The organism is Streptomyces sp. NBC_01244 (assembly GCF_035987325.1).
In the GTDB taxonomy this organism is placed as follows: domain Bacteria; phylum Actinomycetota; class Actinomycetes; order Streptomycetales; family Streptomycetaceae; genus Streptomyces.
The window spans coordinates 6,470,970-6,485,668 of the sequence record NZ_CP108488.1 but is presented as its reverse complement, the minus strand read 5'-3'; the positions used below and the strand labels follow the sequence as shown (position 1 = coordinate 6,485,668).

Sequence of the window (14,699 nt, the reverse complement as noted above, 5' to 3'; positions counted from 1 at the left end):
CGAACGGCCGGGCCCCGCACTCCGTCAAGCGGTTACTTCGCGCCGAAGGTGAGGGTCAGCTGCGGCTTGGCGTCCACGGCCGTGGACTCCGCGGACCAGATCCACAGCGGGTCGGTGCCCGTGCTCGTCAGGCCCAGGCTGTAGCTGCTGCCCAGCACCGCGGAGAGCGCGTCGGTGTCCAGCGGCGTGCTCTGGACCGCCGAACCCTCCGGCACGCCCGTGAAGGAGCCGAGCGGGGTGGTGCCCAGGGTGGGCTTGCTCTTGAAGGTCGTGCCCGCACCGCTCCAGGTACCGGTGACCGGGACCACGGAGACGGTGTCGGTGGTGCCGGCAGTCGCCGAGGTGGTGGTCTTGACCTGCAGGGACGCGGACTTCAGCACCGTGCCGGCCGGAGCGGCCGGGATGTCGAAGCGCAGGTACGTCTCGTAGGCCGAGGTGCCGCGGACGGCCAGCGAGGTGGACGCGCCGTAGGCGGTGCCGGGGGCGCCCTGGTTGATGTAGGTGTCCTCGGTCGCGGTGACCTTGGAGACCGTGTCGGTGGCGGTCTTGGCCAGGTTGAAGTGGTTCTTGACCTGGGCCTCGGTCAGCACCTTCGGGTAGACGGCCGTCTCGTCGATCTGGCCGGCGAAGAAGTTGCTGGTCGGCCGGGACGCCCAGCCGGCGAGGTTGTCCCCGCCGACGTGCCAGTAGCCCTCGATCGCCTGGGAGCCGGTGACGTTGGAGGAGTCCTTGGTCTTGCCGTCCACGTACAGCGTCATGCCGGAGGGGCCCTGGGTGACGGCGACGTGGTGCCACTTGTTGTCGTTGAACGTGTCGAACAGGCCGGTGGAGAGGGTCCTCGTCGAGCCCGGGTTGACCCCGAAGAAGATCCGGCCGGTGTTGGTCATGTAGATGTTCTTGTCGTACTGCTTGCTGGTGCGGTCCTGGTTGTCACCGAAACCGATCAGCTTGCCGCCGCGGGTGGTGTTCGTCTTGAACCAGGTCTCCAGCGTGTAGCTGCTGCCGACCGTCTGGCGGTGGGCGCTGTACACCTGCTGGCTGGTGCCGTTGAAGCCCATGGCCGTGCTGGCGCCGCTGATCGCACCCGGGGTCTGGCGCAGCGCCGGAGCGTTGAGCTGGATGCCGCCGGTGTTGCCGGAGACCGAGGAGTCGGCCACGTACGGGCTGACGACGTCGTCGTAGCGCCAGTACAGGGTGGCGCCGTCCTCGCGGACCTGGTGGGGGTAAGCGAGGACCGCGGTCGGGACCGCGACCGAGGTGGTGGCAGACAGGGCGCTGGTGTTGCCCGCCCCGTCGGTGGCGGAGACCCGGTAGCTGTAGGACGCGCCGGCCTTCACCGTGGTGTCCGTCCAGGAGGCCTGCCGGCGCAGCCACTCCAGGGAGTTCGCGCTGACGGTGGCGATCGGGGTCGCGGAGCCGTTGCGGTAGATGCGGTAGGTCAGCTTCTCGTCGTCCGCGTCGTAGCTGGTGCGCCAGCGGACCTGGACCTCGCCGGGCTTGACGCTGGAGACGCTGGAGACCGGGGTGGTCGGGGCGCCGACGTCGCCGGTGGAGGCGAAGCGGGTCAGGGCCTGCTGCTCCTTGCCGTTGATGAGGGTGAACTCACCGCCGACCCACATGTACTTGGTGGCGTTCTTCTCCGCGACGGCCATCACGCGCGGGCCGATGCCCTCGCCGAGGCCGTCGTTGGCGGTGGGGTGCCAGCCGAGCTTCGCCGGGCTGCGCACGAAACCGTTCACGGCAGAGGGGGCGTCGAGACCGCCGTTGCCCCAGTCGGTCAGCTGCGCCAGCAGGAAGTGGCGCTTGCCGTCGGGGTACTGGCCCTCGGAGCTGCAGTTGTGCGCGTGCGAGGAGCTGTAGAGGACTCCGTCGTACGGCAGCACGGCCTGGGTCGCGCCCAGGCACTGGTCGCGCCACTTCTCACTGAAGTCGGTGGCGAGGGCGACGCGGCCGTCGAAGCCGCCGGTGCCCTCGGCGCCGGTGTAGTAGCCCGTGGCGTCGGCCGTGATGGACTTGATGACCGACATCGAGGGGATGGTGCCGTACGTCTTGGCGACGGCGCCGGTGGTGGCGTTCACGACGGCGAGCGCGTGGCTCTGGGAACCGTTGACGGTGAAGAAGTCACCGCCCAGCAGGATGTTCTTGCCGTCGTTGCTGAGCTGGAGGGCGCGGCCGGGCTCGTCGACGTTGGCGACGAAGGGCTTGAGCGCACCGGAAGTGGCGTGGACCGCGGCGAACCGCTCGCGGGTCGCACCCTCGACGGTGGTGAAGTCTCCCGCCGCGTACAGGGTGTCGTCGGTGGCGGCGAGCGCGCGCACCGTGGACGGGAACTTCGGGTCGAACGAGGCCTTGGGGGAGCAGGTCGCGATGTCGATGGCGGCGACGCTGGAGACCGGGGTTCCGTTGACGGCACCGAAGTAGCCGCCCGCGTACAGGGTCTTCTTGTCCTTCGAGACGGTGAGCGCGCGCACGGTCGCGCTGCCCTCGGCGACGGTGAAGGAGAGCTTGCAGGAGGTGGGGGCGCCGGTCGCCGCGTCGAGCGCGACGAAGTTCACGGCTTCCTGCTCGCTGCCGGCGGTGCCGGTGGGCGGACGGACGGACGAGAAGGTGCCGCCCGCGAAGACGGTGCCGTTGGCCTCGGCCATCGCCCAGACGATCCCGTTGGGCTGCCACGTCGGCAGGTTGTCGGCGGTGAAGGCCACCGGCTGCGTGATGGCCGACGCCTCGGGTATCAGCACCAGGCCTATCGCGGTGCCGGCGCCGGCCAGTGACAGGGCGAGGGCAGCAGTCAGCCCTCTGGATCTACGCATGAGCCCCCCAGGGCAATCGCCCGGCTTGAATGGCTGGTTCGGCAAGTATCAGAACAGCCATATGTACTGGCGCAGACTAGGGCTTACGCGAGGGCCTGGTCACCACGCCCGACCCATTGCTACCAACTTGGAATCAACGAGTCCGGCACGGATGGAGCACTTCGGACATACGGCAGATTTGCCCCGGCCGCGCCCGTCAACAGCTGTGCGAACGACCGGGACGGGGCAAATCGTAGGCGCAATATATGGCCTCAGCGGTCGATGCGGACGCCGGCGCCCGCCAGTTGGTCCTCGACCTGCCGGATATCGGCATCCACCATGATCTTGGCCAGTTCGGCCACCAGGACCGTCGGCTTCCAGCCGAGCAGGTCATGGGCCTTGGAGGCGTCGCCGATCAGGGCGTCGACCTCGCTGGGGCGCTCGTACTTGGGGTCGTAGCGCACGTGCTCGTTCCAGTCGAGACCGGCGTGCGTGAAGGAGGCCTCGACGAACTCGCGGACGGTGGCGGCGACGCCGGTGGCCACGACGTAGTCGGTGGGCTCGTCCTGCTGGAGCATCCGCCACATGGCGTCCACGTACTCCGGGGCGTAGCCCCAGTCGCGGACGGCGTCGAGGTTGCCGAGGTAGAGCTTCTCCTGGAGGCCCGCCTTGATCCGGGCGACCGCGCGGGTGATCTTGCGGGTCACGAAGGTCTCGCCGCGGCGCGGGGACTCGTGGTTGAAGAGGATGCCGTTGACGGCGAACATCCCGTAGGCCTCGCGATAGTTCACCGTCGTCCAGTACGCGAACACCTTCGCGGCGCCGTACGGGCTGCGCGGGTGGAACGGGGTGGCCTCGTTCTGCGGGGGCGGGGTGGCGCCGAACATCTCCGAGGAGGAGGCCTGGTAGATGCGGGTGTCCACGCCGCTGGCCCGGATCGCCTCCAGCAGGCGCAGGGCGCCGAGGCCGGTCACGTCGCCGGTGTAGAGCGGGGCGTCGAAGGAGACGCGGACGTGCGACTGGGCGCCGAGGTTGTAGACCTCGTCGGGGCGTATCTCCCGGAGCAGGTTCACCAGGGCGACGCCGTCGGAGAGGTCGGCGTGATGCAGCACGAAGGAACGGTTCGCCGTCTGCGGGTCCTGGTAGATGTGGTCGATCCGCTCCGTGTTGAAGCTGGAGGACCGCCGCACGAGCCCGTGCACCGTGTAGCCCTTGGAGAGCAGGAGCTCTGCGAGGTACGAGCCGTCCTGCCCGGTGACGCCGGTGATCAGCGCGGTCTTGCCCATTGGGTCCCCCTGGGGATCGTTACGGTGCGGTCGTGGCTGCGCCCCGGGGTACGGGCCGGAGCTGTTCGGTTCGGGGCGGCGCCCCGGTTGTGGCTCGGGGCGCGGCCCCGGGTATGGCTCGGGGTCACGCCTCGTCGTGCGGGTCGGTGCCGGGCACCGGGTACGGGTCGGTGCCGGGCCCCGGGTGCAGGTCGGTGCCGGGCACCGGGTGCGGCTCCGGACCTGGACCCGGCCCGGGGCGCGGGTCGGGGCCCGGCACCGGAGTGCGGGTCGGGGCCGCGCCCCCGGTGTTCGGGCCGGCCGCCGGATGCGGAGTGGGGCCGGGCCCGGGGTGTTGCGCGGTCCGCCGCCAGGGGGCTGGAGACGGGTACCGGATGGGTACCGTACACGTTCCGCCCGGAGCCGCTCCCGCCGGATCGGGCCCCCTCGCCCCCTTGCGGGTCGGTATGTACCGGACTGGCCCGCGCCACCCCAAATCGGCCTCCCCGCCAAGGCTCCCGCACCCACCCCGGCAGCGCCGCCCGGGCCCCGGAAGGGCAGTCCCGGCCGGGGCCCGGAAGGGCAGTCCCGGCCGGGGCCGGAGGGACGGTCCGGGACGGGGCCCGGAAGGGCAGTCCCGGAGGAGGCCCGGAAGGGCAGCCCGGACTGGCGGTCCCGGACAGGGCCCGGAAAGGCAGTCCCGGAGGAGGCCCGGAAGGGGCAGACGGGACAGGTCCCGGAGGGGCAGGCCCGAACGAGGCTCGAGGTGGGCACCGGGGTTGGTCCCGGAGCGGGGCCTGGGGATCCCCCGGAGCGGAACCCGCGGCGGGCACGGGACCGGGACCTGGGATGGGGCCCGGGGTTGATCCGGGAGCGGGGCCCGGGGATGCCCCCCGAGCGCGGCCCGGGGTGTCCCCCTGAGCGGAACCCGAGGCGGGCACGGGAGCGGAACCCGAGGCGGGCGTCGAGGTTGGCCCGGGATGGGGCCCGGGAGCGGGGCCCCGGATGGGGCCCGGGGCGCTCGGTACCGGATCCGGGGGGCGGGGCTCCCCCGTAAAACCGCGGACAGCGGACTGGCATCATCGGCGGTATGACAAGTTCGCCGTTCCTGCCCCCGAGCGCCCGCGTCTTCGTCGCCGGCCACCGCGGCCTCGTGGGGTCCGCGGTCGTCCGCCGGCTCACCGCCGACGGGTACGAGGTGCTCACCCGCGGCCGCGCCGACCTCGATCTGCGCGATGCCGCCGCGACCGCGGCGTACCTGCGGGACGCCCGGCCCGACGCCGTCGTCCTGGCCGCCGCCAAGGTCGGCGGGATCATGGCCAACAGCACGTTCCCGGTGCAGTTCCTGGAGGACAACCTCAAGATCCAGCTGAGCGTCGTCGCCGGGGCGCACGCCGCGGAGGTCGGCCGGCTGCTGTTCCTCGGCTCCTCCTGCATCTACCCCAAGCTGGCCCCGCAGCCCATCAGCGAGGACGCCCTGCTGACCGGCCCGCTGGAGCCGACGAACGAGGCGTACGCCCTGGCGAAGATCGCCGGCATCGTCCAGGTCCAGTCGTACCGCAAGCAGTACGGGGCCTCGTACATCTCCGCCATGCCCACGAACCTCTACGGTCCGGGCGACAACTTCGACCTGGAGTCCTCGCACGTCCTGCCCGCCCTCATCCGCCGCTTCCACGAGGCCGCGGCCGAGGGGCGCGAGGAGGTCACGCTGTGGGGATCGGGGACGCCCCGCCGGGAGTTCCTGCACGTGGACGACCTGGCCGCGGCCTGCGCCGTGCTGCTGCGCGAGTACGACGGCGCCGAGCCGGTGAACATCGGCTGCGGCGAGGACCTGACCATCCGGACCCTCGCGGAGACCGTCGCCGAGGTGACCGGCTTCCGCGGCAGGCTCGCCTGGGACACCTCCAAGCCCGACGGCACGCCCCGCAAGCTGCTGGACGTGACCCGGCTGCGCGCCCTCGGGTGGAAGCCCGCGGTCCCGCTGCGCGAGGGCATCGCCGCCACGTACGCCTGGTGGCGCGAGCAGGGCGGCGGGCCCGGACACGGGCAGACCCGCGGGCAGAGCTGATCCCGGGCGCGGGTCCCCCGGTACCTCAGTACGCTCCGCGGCCGTCGACCACGGCGCGGAGCGTGCGGCCCATCACGTCGACGTCACTGGTGAACGACCAGTTGTCCACGTACTGCAGGTCGAGCTGGATGGTTTCGTCCCACGAGAGGTCGGACCGCCCGCTGATCTGCCACAGCCCGGTCATCCCGGGCCGCACGGCGAGCCTGCGCAGTTCGACCTCGTCGTACTCCGCCACCTCCTCCGGCAGCGGCGGGCGCGGGCCGACCAGTGACATGTTGCCCGCCACCACATTGATCAGCTGGGGCAGTTCGTCCATGGACGTGCGGCGCAGCAGCCGGCCCACGCGGGTCACCCGGGGGTCGCGGCGCATCTTGAACATGAGGCCGTCGTTCTCGTTGGCCCCGGACAGCTCGGCCTTGCGCGCGTCGGCGTCCACGACCATCGTGCGGAACTTCCACATGACGAAGGGGACCCCGTCGCGGCCGATGCGCCGCTGCCGGTAGAAGGCGGGACCGCGCGAGCCGAAGCGGATCGCCAGGACCATCGCGAGGAAGGCCGGCGACAGCAGGACCAGTCCGATCGCCGCGCCCGCCCGGTCCAGTACCGACTTCAGGAGGGGCTGCACGCCCCGGCTCACCGGCGGCGCCACCCGCAGCATGGCCAGGCCGCCCGCGGACAGGGTTTCGAGCCGCTTGACGGAGACTTCCACCAGGCCGGGGAAGACCGCCAGTTCGAGCCCGGCGTCGTGCAGGGCCCAGGAGATCCGGCGCAGCCGCTCCCCCGCGAGCCGGGCCCCCGGTGCGACGAGCACCAGGTCGGCGCGGTGGGCGGCGACGGCGCCGAGCACGGCGGTGGAGTCCCCGTTCGGGGACTGCGCCGTCTCGGAGCCGAGCCGTGCCGCGACGGGCACGCCGTTGTCCATCGTGCCGGGGCCCACCGGGACCACCCCGACCACCACGTACGGGTGGTCGGTGCGCGCGGCGAGGTGCCCGATGACGGACTCGGCGGAGTCGGGCTCGCCGACGACCAGCACCCGGCTCACGGCGTGGGCCTCGCGCCGGGCGGCGGAGAGGTGGCGGTAGGTCAGCTTGTGGCAGGCGACGGTGACGAGCAGAGCGGGCACGAGGGCGCCGAGGGCGGCCAGCCGGGGGGTGTTCTCCCCGGTGATCACGCGGGCCACGGCGAGTACGCCGATCAGAATCAGCCAGTCGTGTACGACCGGCAGAACTCCCCGCGATTCCCCGAGCGCGCGGCCGGCATAGCGTCGGCGCATCAGCTGCACGCCGGTCCAGGCCAGGGCCGCGCCGAGGGCGCAGTAGAGCGGCCGTGCCTGCTGGGCCGCCTCGAAGACCAGGCCGACGGGGACTCCCGCGCCGATCAGGTCCGCGGAGACCGCGGCGGGCAGGTACCAACGGGCTTTGTCGCCGAGGCCCCGGGCCGGCATGGCCGACGCCCGGGCCGCTTCGGCCACTCTTTGCACAGGTATATGGACATGCCTCATGGGCCCCCCTGGCACGTGGTCTATGACGGTGGCGCCAGTCCGCGGCTTCCCCAGGCAGTGGACATCAGACGCACCGGGAAACAGTACGACAAACACCCGTACGGTAAATGCCGTTTCCGGGATCCGGGCGTCTTGTTGCCCAAGCGTTAGCGGCCGGTGGCCCTCGTTCCGGCTATGGGACCCCTCTTTCTCATTCCAAAGTGAATGTTCCGCATACCGGATACGTCTCTTCGGACAACGAACGATTTCAGGCCAACCTTTTGACGCGGCCCTGACATCACAGCGCTCAGATGGCACTCTTCGACCGTTCTTCGCACCAGCCCGATCTGCCCGGAGGCCCACCCAGCCATCCGGAACCCCCCTTGCAGAAGGAGTCTGCGTTGAGTCCCACCCCCCAGCGGCGTGCCACCACGGCCGGCGCGCTTGTTGCCGCGGCCGCTCTCCTCGCCGTAGGCATCCAGACCGGATCCGCCAACGCCGACGCCACCGCGTCGCAGGCCGGACAGGTCGCCCAGGCCAACCCGGGCGCGGCCAATCTCAAACTCAGCGCTTCGGAGCGTGCGACGCTCCTGGCCGAGGCCAACTCCACCACCGCGCAGGCCGCCAAGGCGCTCGGCCTCGGCAGCGGCGAGAAGCTCATCGTCCGCGACGTGGTCAAGGACGTGGACGGCACCACCCACACCTCGTACGAGCGCACCTACGACGGCATACCGGTGCTCGGCGGTGACCTGACCGTCCGCGCCAAGGGCGGCGTCACCAAGCTCGTCACCAAGGCCACCAACCACGACCTGAAGGTGGACACCACCGCCACCGTCGCGCCGTCCGCCGCGGAGGGCCAGGCGGTCGCCGCCGCCAACGCCGAGGGCTCCAAGGACGTCAAGGCCAGCAAGGGCGCCCGCAAGGTGATCTGGGCGGCCGAGGGCGCTCCGGTCCTCGCCTTCGAGACCGTCGTCGGCGGCCTCCAGCACGACGGCACGCCCAGCGAGCTGCACGTGGTGACCAACGCCAAGACCGGCGCGAAGATCACCGAGTGGCAGGCCGTCAAGACCGGCACCGGCAACACCATGTACAGCGGCCAGGTGACGATCGGCACCTCGCAGTCGGGCAGCAACTTCACGCTGAACGACGCCACGCGCGGCGGCCACAAGACCAACAACCTCAACCGGGCCACCTCCGGCACCGGCACGCTCTTCTCCGGCCCGGACGACATCTGGGGCAACGGCCTGCCGGCCAACCTGGAGACGGCCGCCTCCGACGCCCACTACGGCGCGCAGGTGACGTGGGACTACTTCAAGAACGTCCACGGCCGCAACGGCCTGCGCAACGACGGGGTCTCCCCGTACAGCCGGGTCCACTACGGCAACAACTACGTGAACGCCTTCTGGGACGACTCCTGCTTCTGCATGACGTACGGCGACGGTGATGGCAACGCCAAGCCGCTCACCTCCACCGACGTGGCCGCGCACGAGATGACGCACGGCCTGACCTCGGTCACCGGCAACATGACGTACGCCGGCGAGCCGGGCGGTCTGAACGAGGCCACCTCCGACATCTTCGCGGCGGCGGTCGAGTTCTACGCGGCCAACCCGCAGGACGTCGGCGACTACCTGGTCGGCGAGAAGATCGACATCCGCGGCAACGGCACCCCGCTGCGCTACATGGACAAGCCGAGCAAGGACGGCTCGTCGAAGGACGCCTGGTACTCGGGCATCGGCTCGATCGACGTCCACTACTCCTCGGGCCCGGCCAACCACTGGTACTACCTGGCCTCCGAGGGCTCGGGCGCCAAGGTCGTCAACGGCGTGAGCTACGACTCGCCGACCTCCGACGGCCTCCCGGTCACCGCGATCGGCCGTGACGCCGCGTCCAAGATCTGGTTCCGCGCCCTGACCACCAACCTGTTCAGGTCGAACACCAACTACGCGGCCGCCCGTACCGCCACCCTGCAGGCCGCTGCCGACCTGTACGGCGCCGGCTCGACCACGTACAACAACGCCGCGAACGCCTGGGCCGCCATCAATGTCGGTCCGCGCATCGTCAACGGCGTCACGGTCACCAACCCGGGCAACCAGACCACCGTCACGGGCAGCGCCGTCAGCCTCCAGGTCCAGGCCACCAGCACCAACGCGGGTGCCCTGAGCTACGCGGCCACCGGTCTGCCGGCCGGGCTGTCGATCAACTCCTCCAACGGCCTGATCTCGGGTACGGCCTCCACGGCGGGCACGTCCAACGTGACCGTCACGGTGACCGACTCGGCGAACCAGACCGGGACGGCGGCGTTCACCTGGACGGTCGGCACCTCGCAGCCGAACGTCTTCGAGAACACCACCGACTACGCCATCGCCGACAACGCGACGGTCGACTCCCCGATCACCGTGAACCGCACGGGCAACGCCCCGAGCACCCTCAAGGTGGACCTCAACATCCTCCACACGTACATCGGTGACCTGAAGGTCGACCTCGTCGCCCCCGACGGCACCCTGTACAACCTGCACAACCGCACCGGTGGCAGCGCGGACAACATCATCAAGTCCGTCACGGTCAACGCCTCCTCCGAGGTCGCCCAGGGTGTGTGGAAGCTCCGGGTCAACGACAACGCGAACATCGACACCGGCAAGATCGACAGCTGGAAGCTCACCTTCTGACCCCCACCGGGGCCGTCCGTGAACCAGAGCTGAACCGCTAGACCACGGGGCCGCCCGGGAGAAGACCTCCCCGGGCGGCCCTGTTCCAATCCCCGGCCCTTTCCCCCAGCTCCCTTCCCCACGCCGTTCCCCACCCCGCTCCCGCAGCCCTCGTTCGGCCCCTCGTTCCATAAGCCCCCGCCGGACCGGGTCCAGCGCCCCTGAGGGCCGGGACCTTCGGCGCCATTCGGCGGGCGGCTCCCGGGTCATAGTGGATTTCAGCGAACCTACGGAACCGTAGGTTCGGGTGATTCCGAGGACGTGACCCATGCCGCAGACCCCCACGACCGCCCCCGCCGCGCAGCACCCCTGGCTGATCCAGGGCGGCATGGGCGTCGGCGTCTCCGGCTGGCGGCTGGCCAGGGCCGTCTCCGGCGAGGGCCAGCTCGGTGTGGTCTCCGGGACGGCGCTGGACGTCGTACTGGCCCGCGTGCTGCAGACCGGGGACCCCGGCGGCCACGCCCGCCGGGCCCTGGCGGCCTTCCCGCTGCCGGAGCTCGCCCAGTCCGCCCTCGACCTCTACTTCCGCGAGGAGGGCCTCGCGGCCGGCGCGGCGATGCGCACCACCCCGCGACTGCGGGCGACGGGCGGATCGCAGGCCGAGATCCTCACCGTCCTCGGCAACTTCGTCGAGGTCTGGCTCGCCAAGGAGGGACATGACGGTGTCATCGGCATCAACTACCTGGAGAAGATCCAGCTCGCCACGGCCCCCGCGATGTTCGGCGCGATCCTGGCAGGCGTCGACTACGTGCTCGTGGGCGCGGGAGTCCCCGGTCACATCCCGGCCCTCGCCTCAAGGCTGGCGCGCTACGAACGCTGCGTGAGCACGATTCGCGTGGAGGGAGGACCTCATGGGGAAGAACCCCTGGAGCACCTCTTCGACCCCGCGGCCCTGCTCGCCGGGCACCTGCCCGGCCCGCTGCGCCGGCCCCACGTGCTGGCCATCGTCTCGCTCCCGGTCCTGGCCGCCTACCTGGCCCGGGACGAGATCACCCGCCCCGACGGCTTCGTGATCGAGACCAGCCAGGCCGGCGGCCACAGCGCCCCGCCGCGCGGGCCGATGAAGCTCGACGAGGACGGCGAGCCGGTCTACGGCCCGCGCGACAGCCCCGACCTCGCCAAGATGGCGGCGCTCGGGCTGCCGTTCTGGCTCGCCGGCGGCCAGGCCGGCCCCGGGGCCGTGGCCGAGGCGCTCGCCGGGGGCGCGGCCGGGGTCCAGATCGGCAGCGCGTTCGCCCTGTGCGAGGAGTCGGGCATGGCCCGCCACCTGCGCGAGGAACTGCTGGAGCGGGCCCACGGCGGCACCCTCTCGGTCCGCAACGACCCCGAGGCCTCGCCCACTTCCTTCCCGTTCAAGGTGGCGGACCTGCCGGGGACGATCTCCGAGCCGGAGGTGGCCGAAGCCCGGCGCCGGGTCTGCGACCTCGGGTTCCTGCGCACGCCCGTACGGGGTCCGCGCGGTCTGGTCTACCGGTGCGCGGCCGAGCCGGTGGCCGCGTACGTCCGCAAGGGCGGCGAGGCCTCCGACACCAAGGGCCGCCAGTGCCTGTGCAACGGCCTGCTGGCCACGATCGGGCTGGCCCAGCGGCGGCCGCACGGCCGGGTGGAGCCCCCGCTGGTGACGATCGGCAAGGACCTGTCCTTCCTCCCGGAGCTCGCCCCGAACGCCGAGCCCTACACGGCCGCGGACGTGGTGCACTGGCTCGCGGCGGGCGCGGACCGGCCTACGGCCGGCTGAGGATCACGGCGCGAGAAGGGCCCGGCACCCCCGAGCGGGATGCCGGGCTCTTCCGGCTCGGCGGCCGTGAACCGGCCGGGGGTGGGAGCGGATCAGCCGATGGAGCGGAAGATCCGGTCGAGGGTGGCGGGGGTGGAGGCGGCGTCCGCTCCGGCGGCACGCCCGCCGATGCCGCGGTCCTCGTCGTCACGCCAGTCGTCGCGGCCGTCGTTGCGGCCGTCGTTTCCGTCCTCGTCGCGCCAGTCGTGGCGGCCGCCGTGGTGGTGGTCCTCGTCGACCGGCTTGAAGTACACGGAGGCGACGGCCGTGTCGCGCAGCCGCTCGCCCGGCTCCAGCTCCGCCTCCGGGACCCCGCCGCAGCTGCGGTTGCTGTAGACCACCGCGAGGGAGTCGGTCTCGTTCGTCACCTCGAAGGCCGGCCGGTTCGCGGTGGTGTGCGTCAGCCGGTAGCAGGTGTCGTTGTCCGCCGGGTGGATCTGCCCGTGGCGGCGGTCGCCGTCGTCGTCCGTGTACCGGTAGTACAGGGTTCCGAGGCGCTCGCGGTCGTCGTGGTCGTTGGCGTACGACAGGCCTGCGGTCGGCAGGACGAGCGCGAGGGCGCCCGTGAGCGCGATGGCGGTGGTGCGAAGACGCATGGGGAGTCCGTTCCTCGGGTTCCTCGGATGCCGGGTCCGGTGGGCATCCGCGGGCAGCGTAGGAGCGGAACGGCGTGACGAGACGATTCGGCACGGCAGCGCGTTCGAAGGTTCACCCTCCCGGACCCTCCGTGGCCCTCCGGGACCGAATGCGCGAACGCCCCGGATCCGCACGGGATTCGGGGCGTACGAGGAGGCGGTACGAGTACCCGGGAATGCGGTACGGAGCCTCGCGCGAAGCTCCGTACGGCGCCCCGGGCGGCTCAGGCGGCGGCGCGGCCGGCGGCCCGGTCCGCCGGCGCGGAACCCTGACCCGGCACCGGAGCCGGGGCCCCGCCGCCAGACCCGGCGGCGGGCCGGCGGACCAGCACCAGCACCAGCAGGATCAGCGCCCCCGCCAGGCCCATCGCCCCCGAGACCCGGAAGGCGTCGCGCAGCCCGCTCGCGAAGGCCGCCTCCACCCAGGACCCGGCCCCCGGAACGGTCTCCAGGAGCCGCGCCGCGCCGCCGCCGGCCATCCCCGCCCGGGCCGGGGGCACGGCCCCCATCGCGGCGGCGGCCAGGGCCGGGGAGACCAGCCCGACGCCCGCTCCGGTGACGACCAGGCCCGGCGCCAGCGCCGTCCAGCCGTCACCCGCGTCGAGCATTCAGCCCTGCAGCAGCGCCCCGGCGGCGATGAGGAACAGCCCGCCGCCGATGGTGATCCGGGGCGAGGCCCCGTGCAGGAGCTTGCCGGAGGCCGCGGAGACGGGGAAGGCGGCCAGGCTCAGCGGCAGCAGGGCCATGCCGGCCCCGACCGGGCCCATGCCCTCGGCGGTCTGCAGCCACAGGGGGGAGACGTACATCAGTTGACTTCCGCTCTCCCCCTAAAGGGCGGAGATTCCTACCACGGTCGGCTGACCGTCTCGGTGGGTTCCTGCTTCTCCGCGCTGTGCCGGGACGCGTCCCGGTCTTACCAGCGCTCGACAGGCTGACACTGCCAGTCCGGCAGCCTCGGCGATGATGACCGCCGCGTTGATGTCCCGGTCAAGGACGGACCCGCACGCCTTGCACTCCCACTCGCGGACATGCAGAGGTTTGGGGCCGTCCTTGACGCCGCACTGCGAGCACACCTGAGAGGTCGGCTCGAAGCGGCCGATGCTTACGAGGGGGCGCCCGTACCGGGCGGCCTTGTACTCCAGCATCGCAAGGAACGCCGACCATCCGGCGTCGTGGACGGACTTGGCCATGCGCGTGCGGGCGAGTCCTTTGACTGCCAGGTTCTCAACGGCAACCGCTTGGTTCTCGCGGATGATCTTCGTTGAAAGCTGGTGGTGGAACTCGCGCCGCGCGTCGGCAACCCGTGCATGAGCGCGGGCGACCTTGATACGGGCCTTGGCCCGGTTGCTGGAGCCCTTGGCCTTGCGGGACAGGCGCCGCTGTTCCCGCTTCAGTTTCTTCTCCGCCCGGCGCAGGAAACGCGGGCTGTCGATCTTCGTGCCGTCCGAGAGGATCGCGAAGTGCGTGAGCCCCAGGTCGATGCCGACCTGACCAGCCACCCCGGGCAGCCCCTCATCCGTGCCGGTCTCGACCACGAATGAGGCGAGGTACCGTCCGGACGCATCCTTGACCACGGTCACCGTGGACGGCGTGGACGGCAGCGTGCGGGACCACTTCACCCGGACATCACCGACCTTCGGCAACGACAGGTCACCGCCGGCCGTGATCTTCCAACGGGCATTCGCCGTGAACCGTACGGCCTGCCGGTTGTTCTTGCGGGACTTGAACCGCGGCGCACCCATGGTGGGGCGCTTACCCTTGAGGCTGTCGAAGAAGTTCCGGTACGCGGCGTCCAGGTCTCGAAGGGACTGCTGGAGGACGACGGCGGAGACCTCCCCGAGCCACGACCGTTCCTCAGTCCTCTTCGCCTCGGTGATCAGCAGCTTGGACAGATCTCCCGCCTTCGGGAACACGGCACCTTCGGAGCGGGCGGTCTCACGTGCGCGGAGCGCATCGTACTGGTCGGCACTGCGCTCTCGC

At 71.4% G+C, this 14,699-nt stretch carries 9 protein-coding genes and 1 pseudogene; 3 read left to right on the top strand and 7 right to left on the bottom strand.

Annotated features, from left to right (window positions below; translation table 11 throughout):
- Positions 1–32: 32 nt before the first annotated feature.
- The gene (locus OG247_RS29350; RefSeq protein ID WP_327255026.1) at positions 33–2,810 is read right to left on the bottom strand and encodes a CBM96 family carbohydrate-binding protein; all 2,778 of its coding nucleotides are present in this window, start codon (positions 2,808–2,810) and stop codon (positions 33–35) included.
- Between the two features lie 251 nt (positions 2,811–3,061).
- Positions 3,062–4,075, bottom strand: a complete 1,014-nt coding sequence (gene gmd / locus OG247_RS29345; RefSeq protein WP_327255025.1) for a GDP-mannose 4,6-dehydratase — start codon at positions 4,073–4,075, stop codon at positions 3,062–3,064.
- Between the two features lie 1,069 nt (positions 4,076–5,144).
- Here gmd and OG247_RS29340 point away from each other — a divergent pair.
- Complete coding sequence (locus tag OG247_RS29340; RefSeq protein ID WP_327255024.1) at positions 5,145–6,122, top strand: GDP-L-fucose synthase family protein; 978 nt, start codon at positions 5,145–5,147, stop codon at positions 6,120–6,122.
- Positions 6,123–6,147: 25 nt separating this feature from the next.
- On the opposite strand, the gene OG247_RS29335 is transcribed toward OG247_RS29340, so the two are convergent.
- Positions 6,148–7,623, bottom strand: a complete 1,476-nt coding sequence (locus tag OG247_RS29335) for a sugar transferase (protein ID WP_327255023.1) — start codon at positions 7,621–7,623, stop codon at positions 6,148–6,150.
- 380 nt (positions 7,624–8,003) lie between these two features.
- On the opposite strand from OG247_RS29335, the gene OG247_RS29330 reads away from it, so the two are divergent.
- Positions 8,004–10,268 carry a M4 family metallopeptidase gene (locus OG247_RS29330; RefSeq protein ID WP_327255022.1) on the top strand — a complete coding sequence of 755 codons (2,265 nt, stop codon included), beginning with the start codon at positions 8,004–8,006 and terminating at the stop codon, positions 10,266–10,268.
- 307 nt (positions 10,269–10,575) lie between these two features.
- The gene (locus OG247_RS29325) at positions 10,576–12,045 is read left to right on the top strand and encodes a nitronate monooxygenase (protein ID WP_327255021.1); all 1,470 of its coding nucleotides are present in this window, start codon (positions 10,576–10,578) and stop codon (positions 12,043–12,045) included.
- Between the two features lie 92 nt (positions 12,046–12,137).
- Here OG247_RS29325 and OG247_RS29320 read toward each other — a convergent pair whose 3' ends face one another.
- The 4 genes and pseudogenes from OG247_RS29320 to OG247_RS29305 all read right to left on the bottom strand — a co-directional run.
- Positions 12,138–12,680 (bottom strand): hypothetical protein, encoded by a 543-nt coding sequence (locus tag OG247_RS29320; protein ID WP_327255020.1) that lies wholly within the window; start codon positions 12,678–12,680, stop codon positions 12,138–12,140.
- Between the two features lie 263 nt (positions 12,681–12,943).
- The gene (locus tag OG247_RS29315) at positions 12,944–13,327 is read right to left on the bottom strand and encodes a hypothetical protein (RefSeq protein ID WP_327255019.1); all 384 of its coding nucleotides are present in this window, start codon (positions 13,325–13,327) and stop codon (positions 12,944–12,946) included.
- Positions 13,328–13,525, bottom strand: coding sequence for a hypothetical protein (locus OG247_RS29310; protein WP_327255018.1), 198 nt, complete (start codon positions 13,523–13,525; stop codon positions 13,328–13,330).
- A 21-nt stretch (positions 13,526–13,546) separates the two neighbouring features.
- A pseudogene (locus OG247_RS29305) lies at positions 13,547–14,674 on the bottom strand (RNA-guided endonuclease InsQ/TnpB family protein); the annotation flags it as partial.
- Positions 14,675–14,699: the final 25 nt, after the last annotated feature.

Bases quoted from the DNA above. Each gene is read 5' to 3' on its own strand.
- OG247_RS29350 (WP_327255026.1), bottom strand. From the start codon at position 2,810: ATGCGTAGATCCAGAGGGCTGACTGCTGCCCTCGCCCTGTCACTGGCC.
- gmd (WP_327255025.1), bottom strand. From the start codon at position 4,075: ATGGGCAAGACCGCGCTGATCACCGGCGTCACCGGGCAGGACGGCTCG.
- OG247_RS29340 (WP_327255024.1), top strand. From the start codon at position 5,145: ATGACAAGTTCGCCGTTCCTGCCCCCGAGCGCCCGCGTCTTCGTCGCC.
- OG247_RS29335 (WP_327255023.1), bottom strand. From the start codon at position 7,623: ATGAGGCATGTCCATATACCTGTGCAAAGAGTGGCCGAAGCGGCCCGG.
- OG247_RS29325 (WP_327255021.1), top strand. From the start codon at position 10,576: ATGCCGCAGACCCCCACGACCGCCCCCGCCGCGCAGCACCCCTGGCTG.
- OG247_RS29320 (WP_327255020.1), bottom strand. From the start codon at position 12,680: ATGCGTCTTCGCACCACCGCCATCGCGCTCACGGGCGCCCTCGCGCTC.
- OG247_RS29315 (WP_327255019.1), bottom strand. From the start codon at position 13,327: ATGCTCGACGCGGGTGACGGCTGGACGGCGCTGGCGCCGGGCCTGGTC.
- OG247_RS29310 (WP_327255018.1), bottom strand. From the start codon at position 13,525: ATGTACGTCTCCCCCCTGTGGCTGCAGACCGCCGAGGGCATGGGCCCG.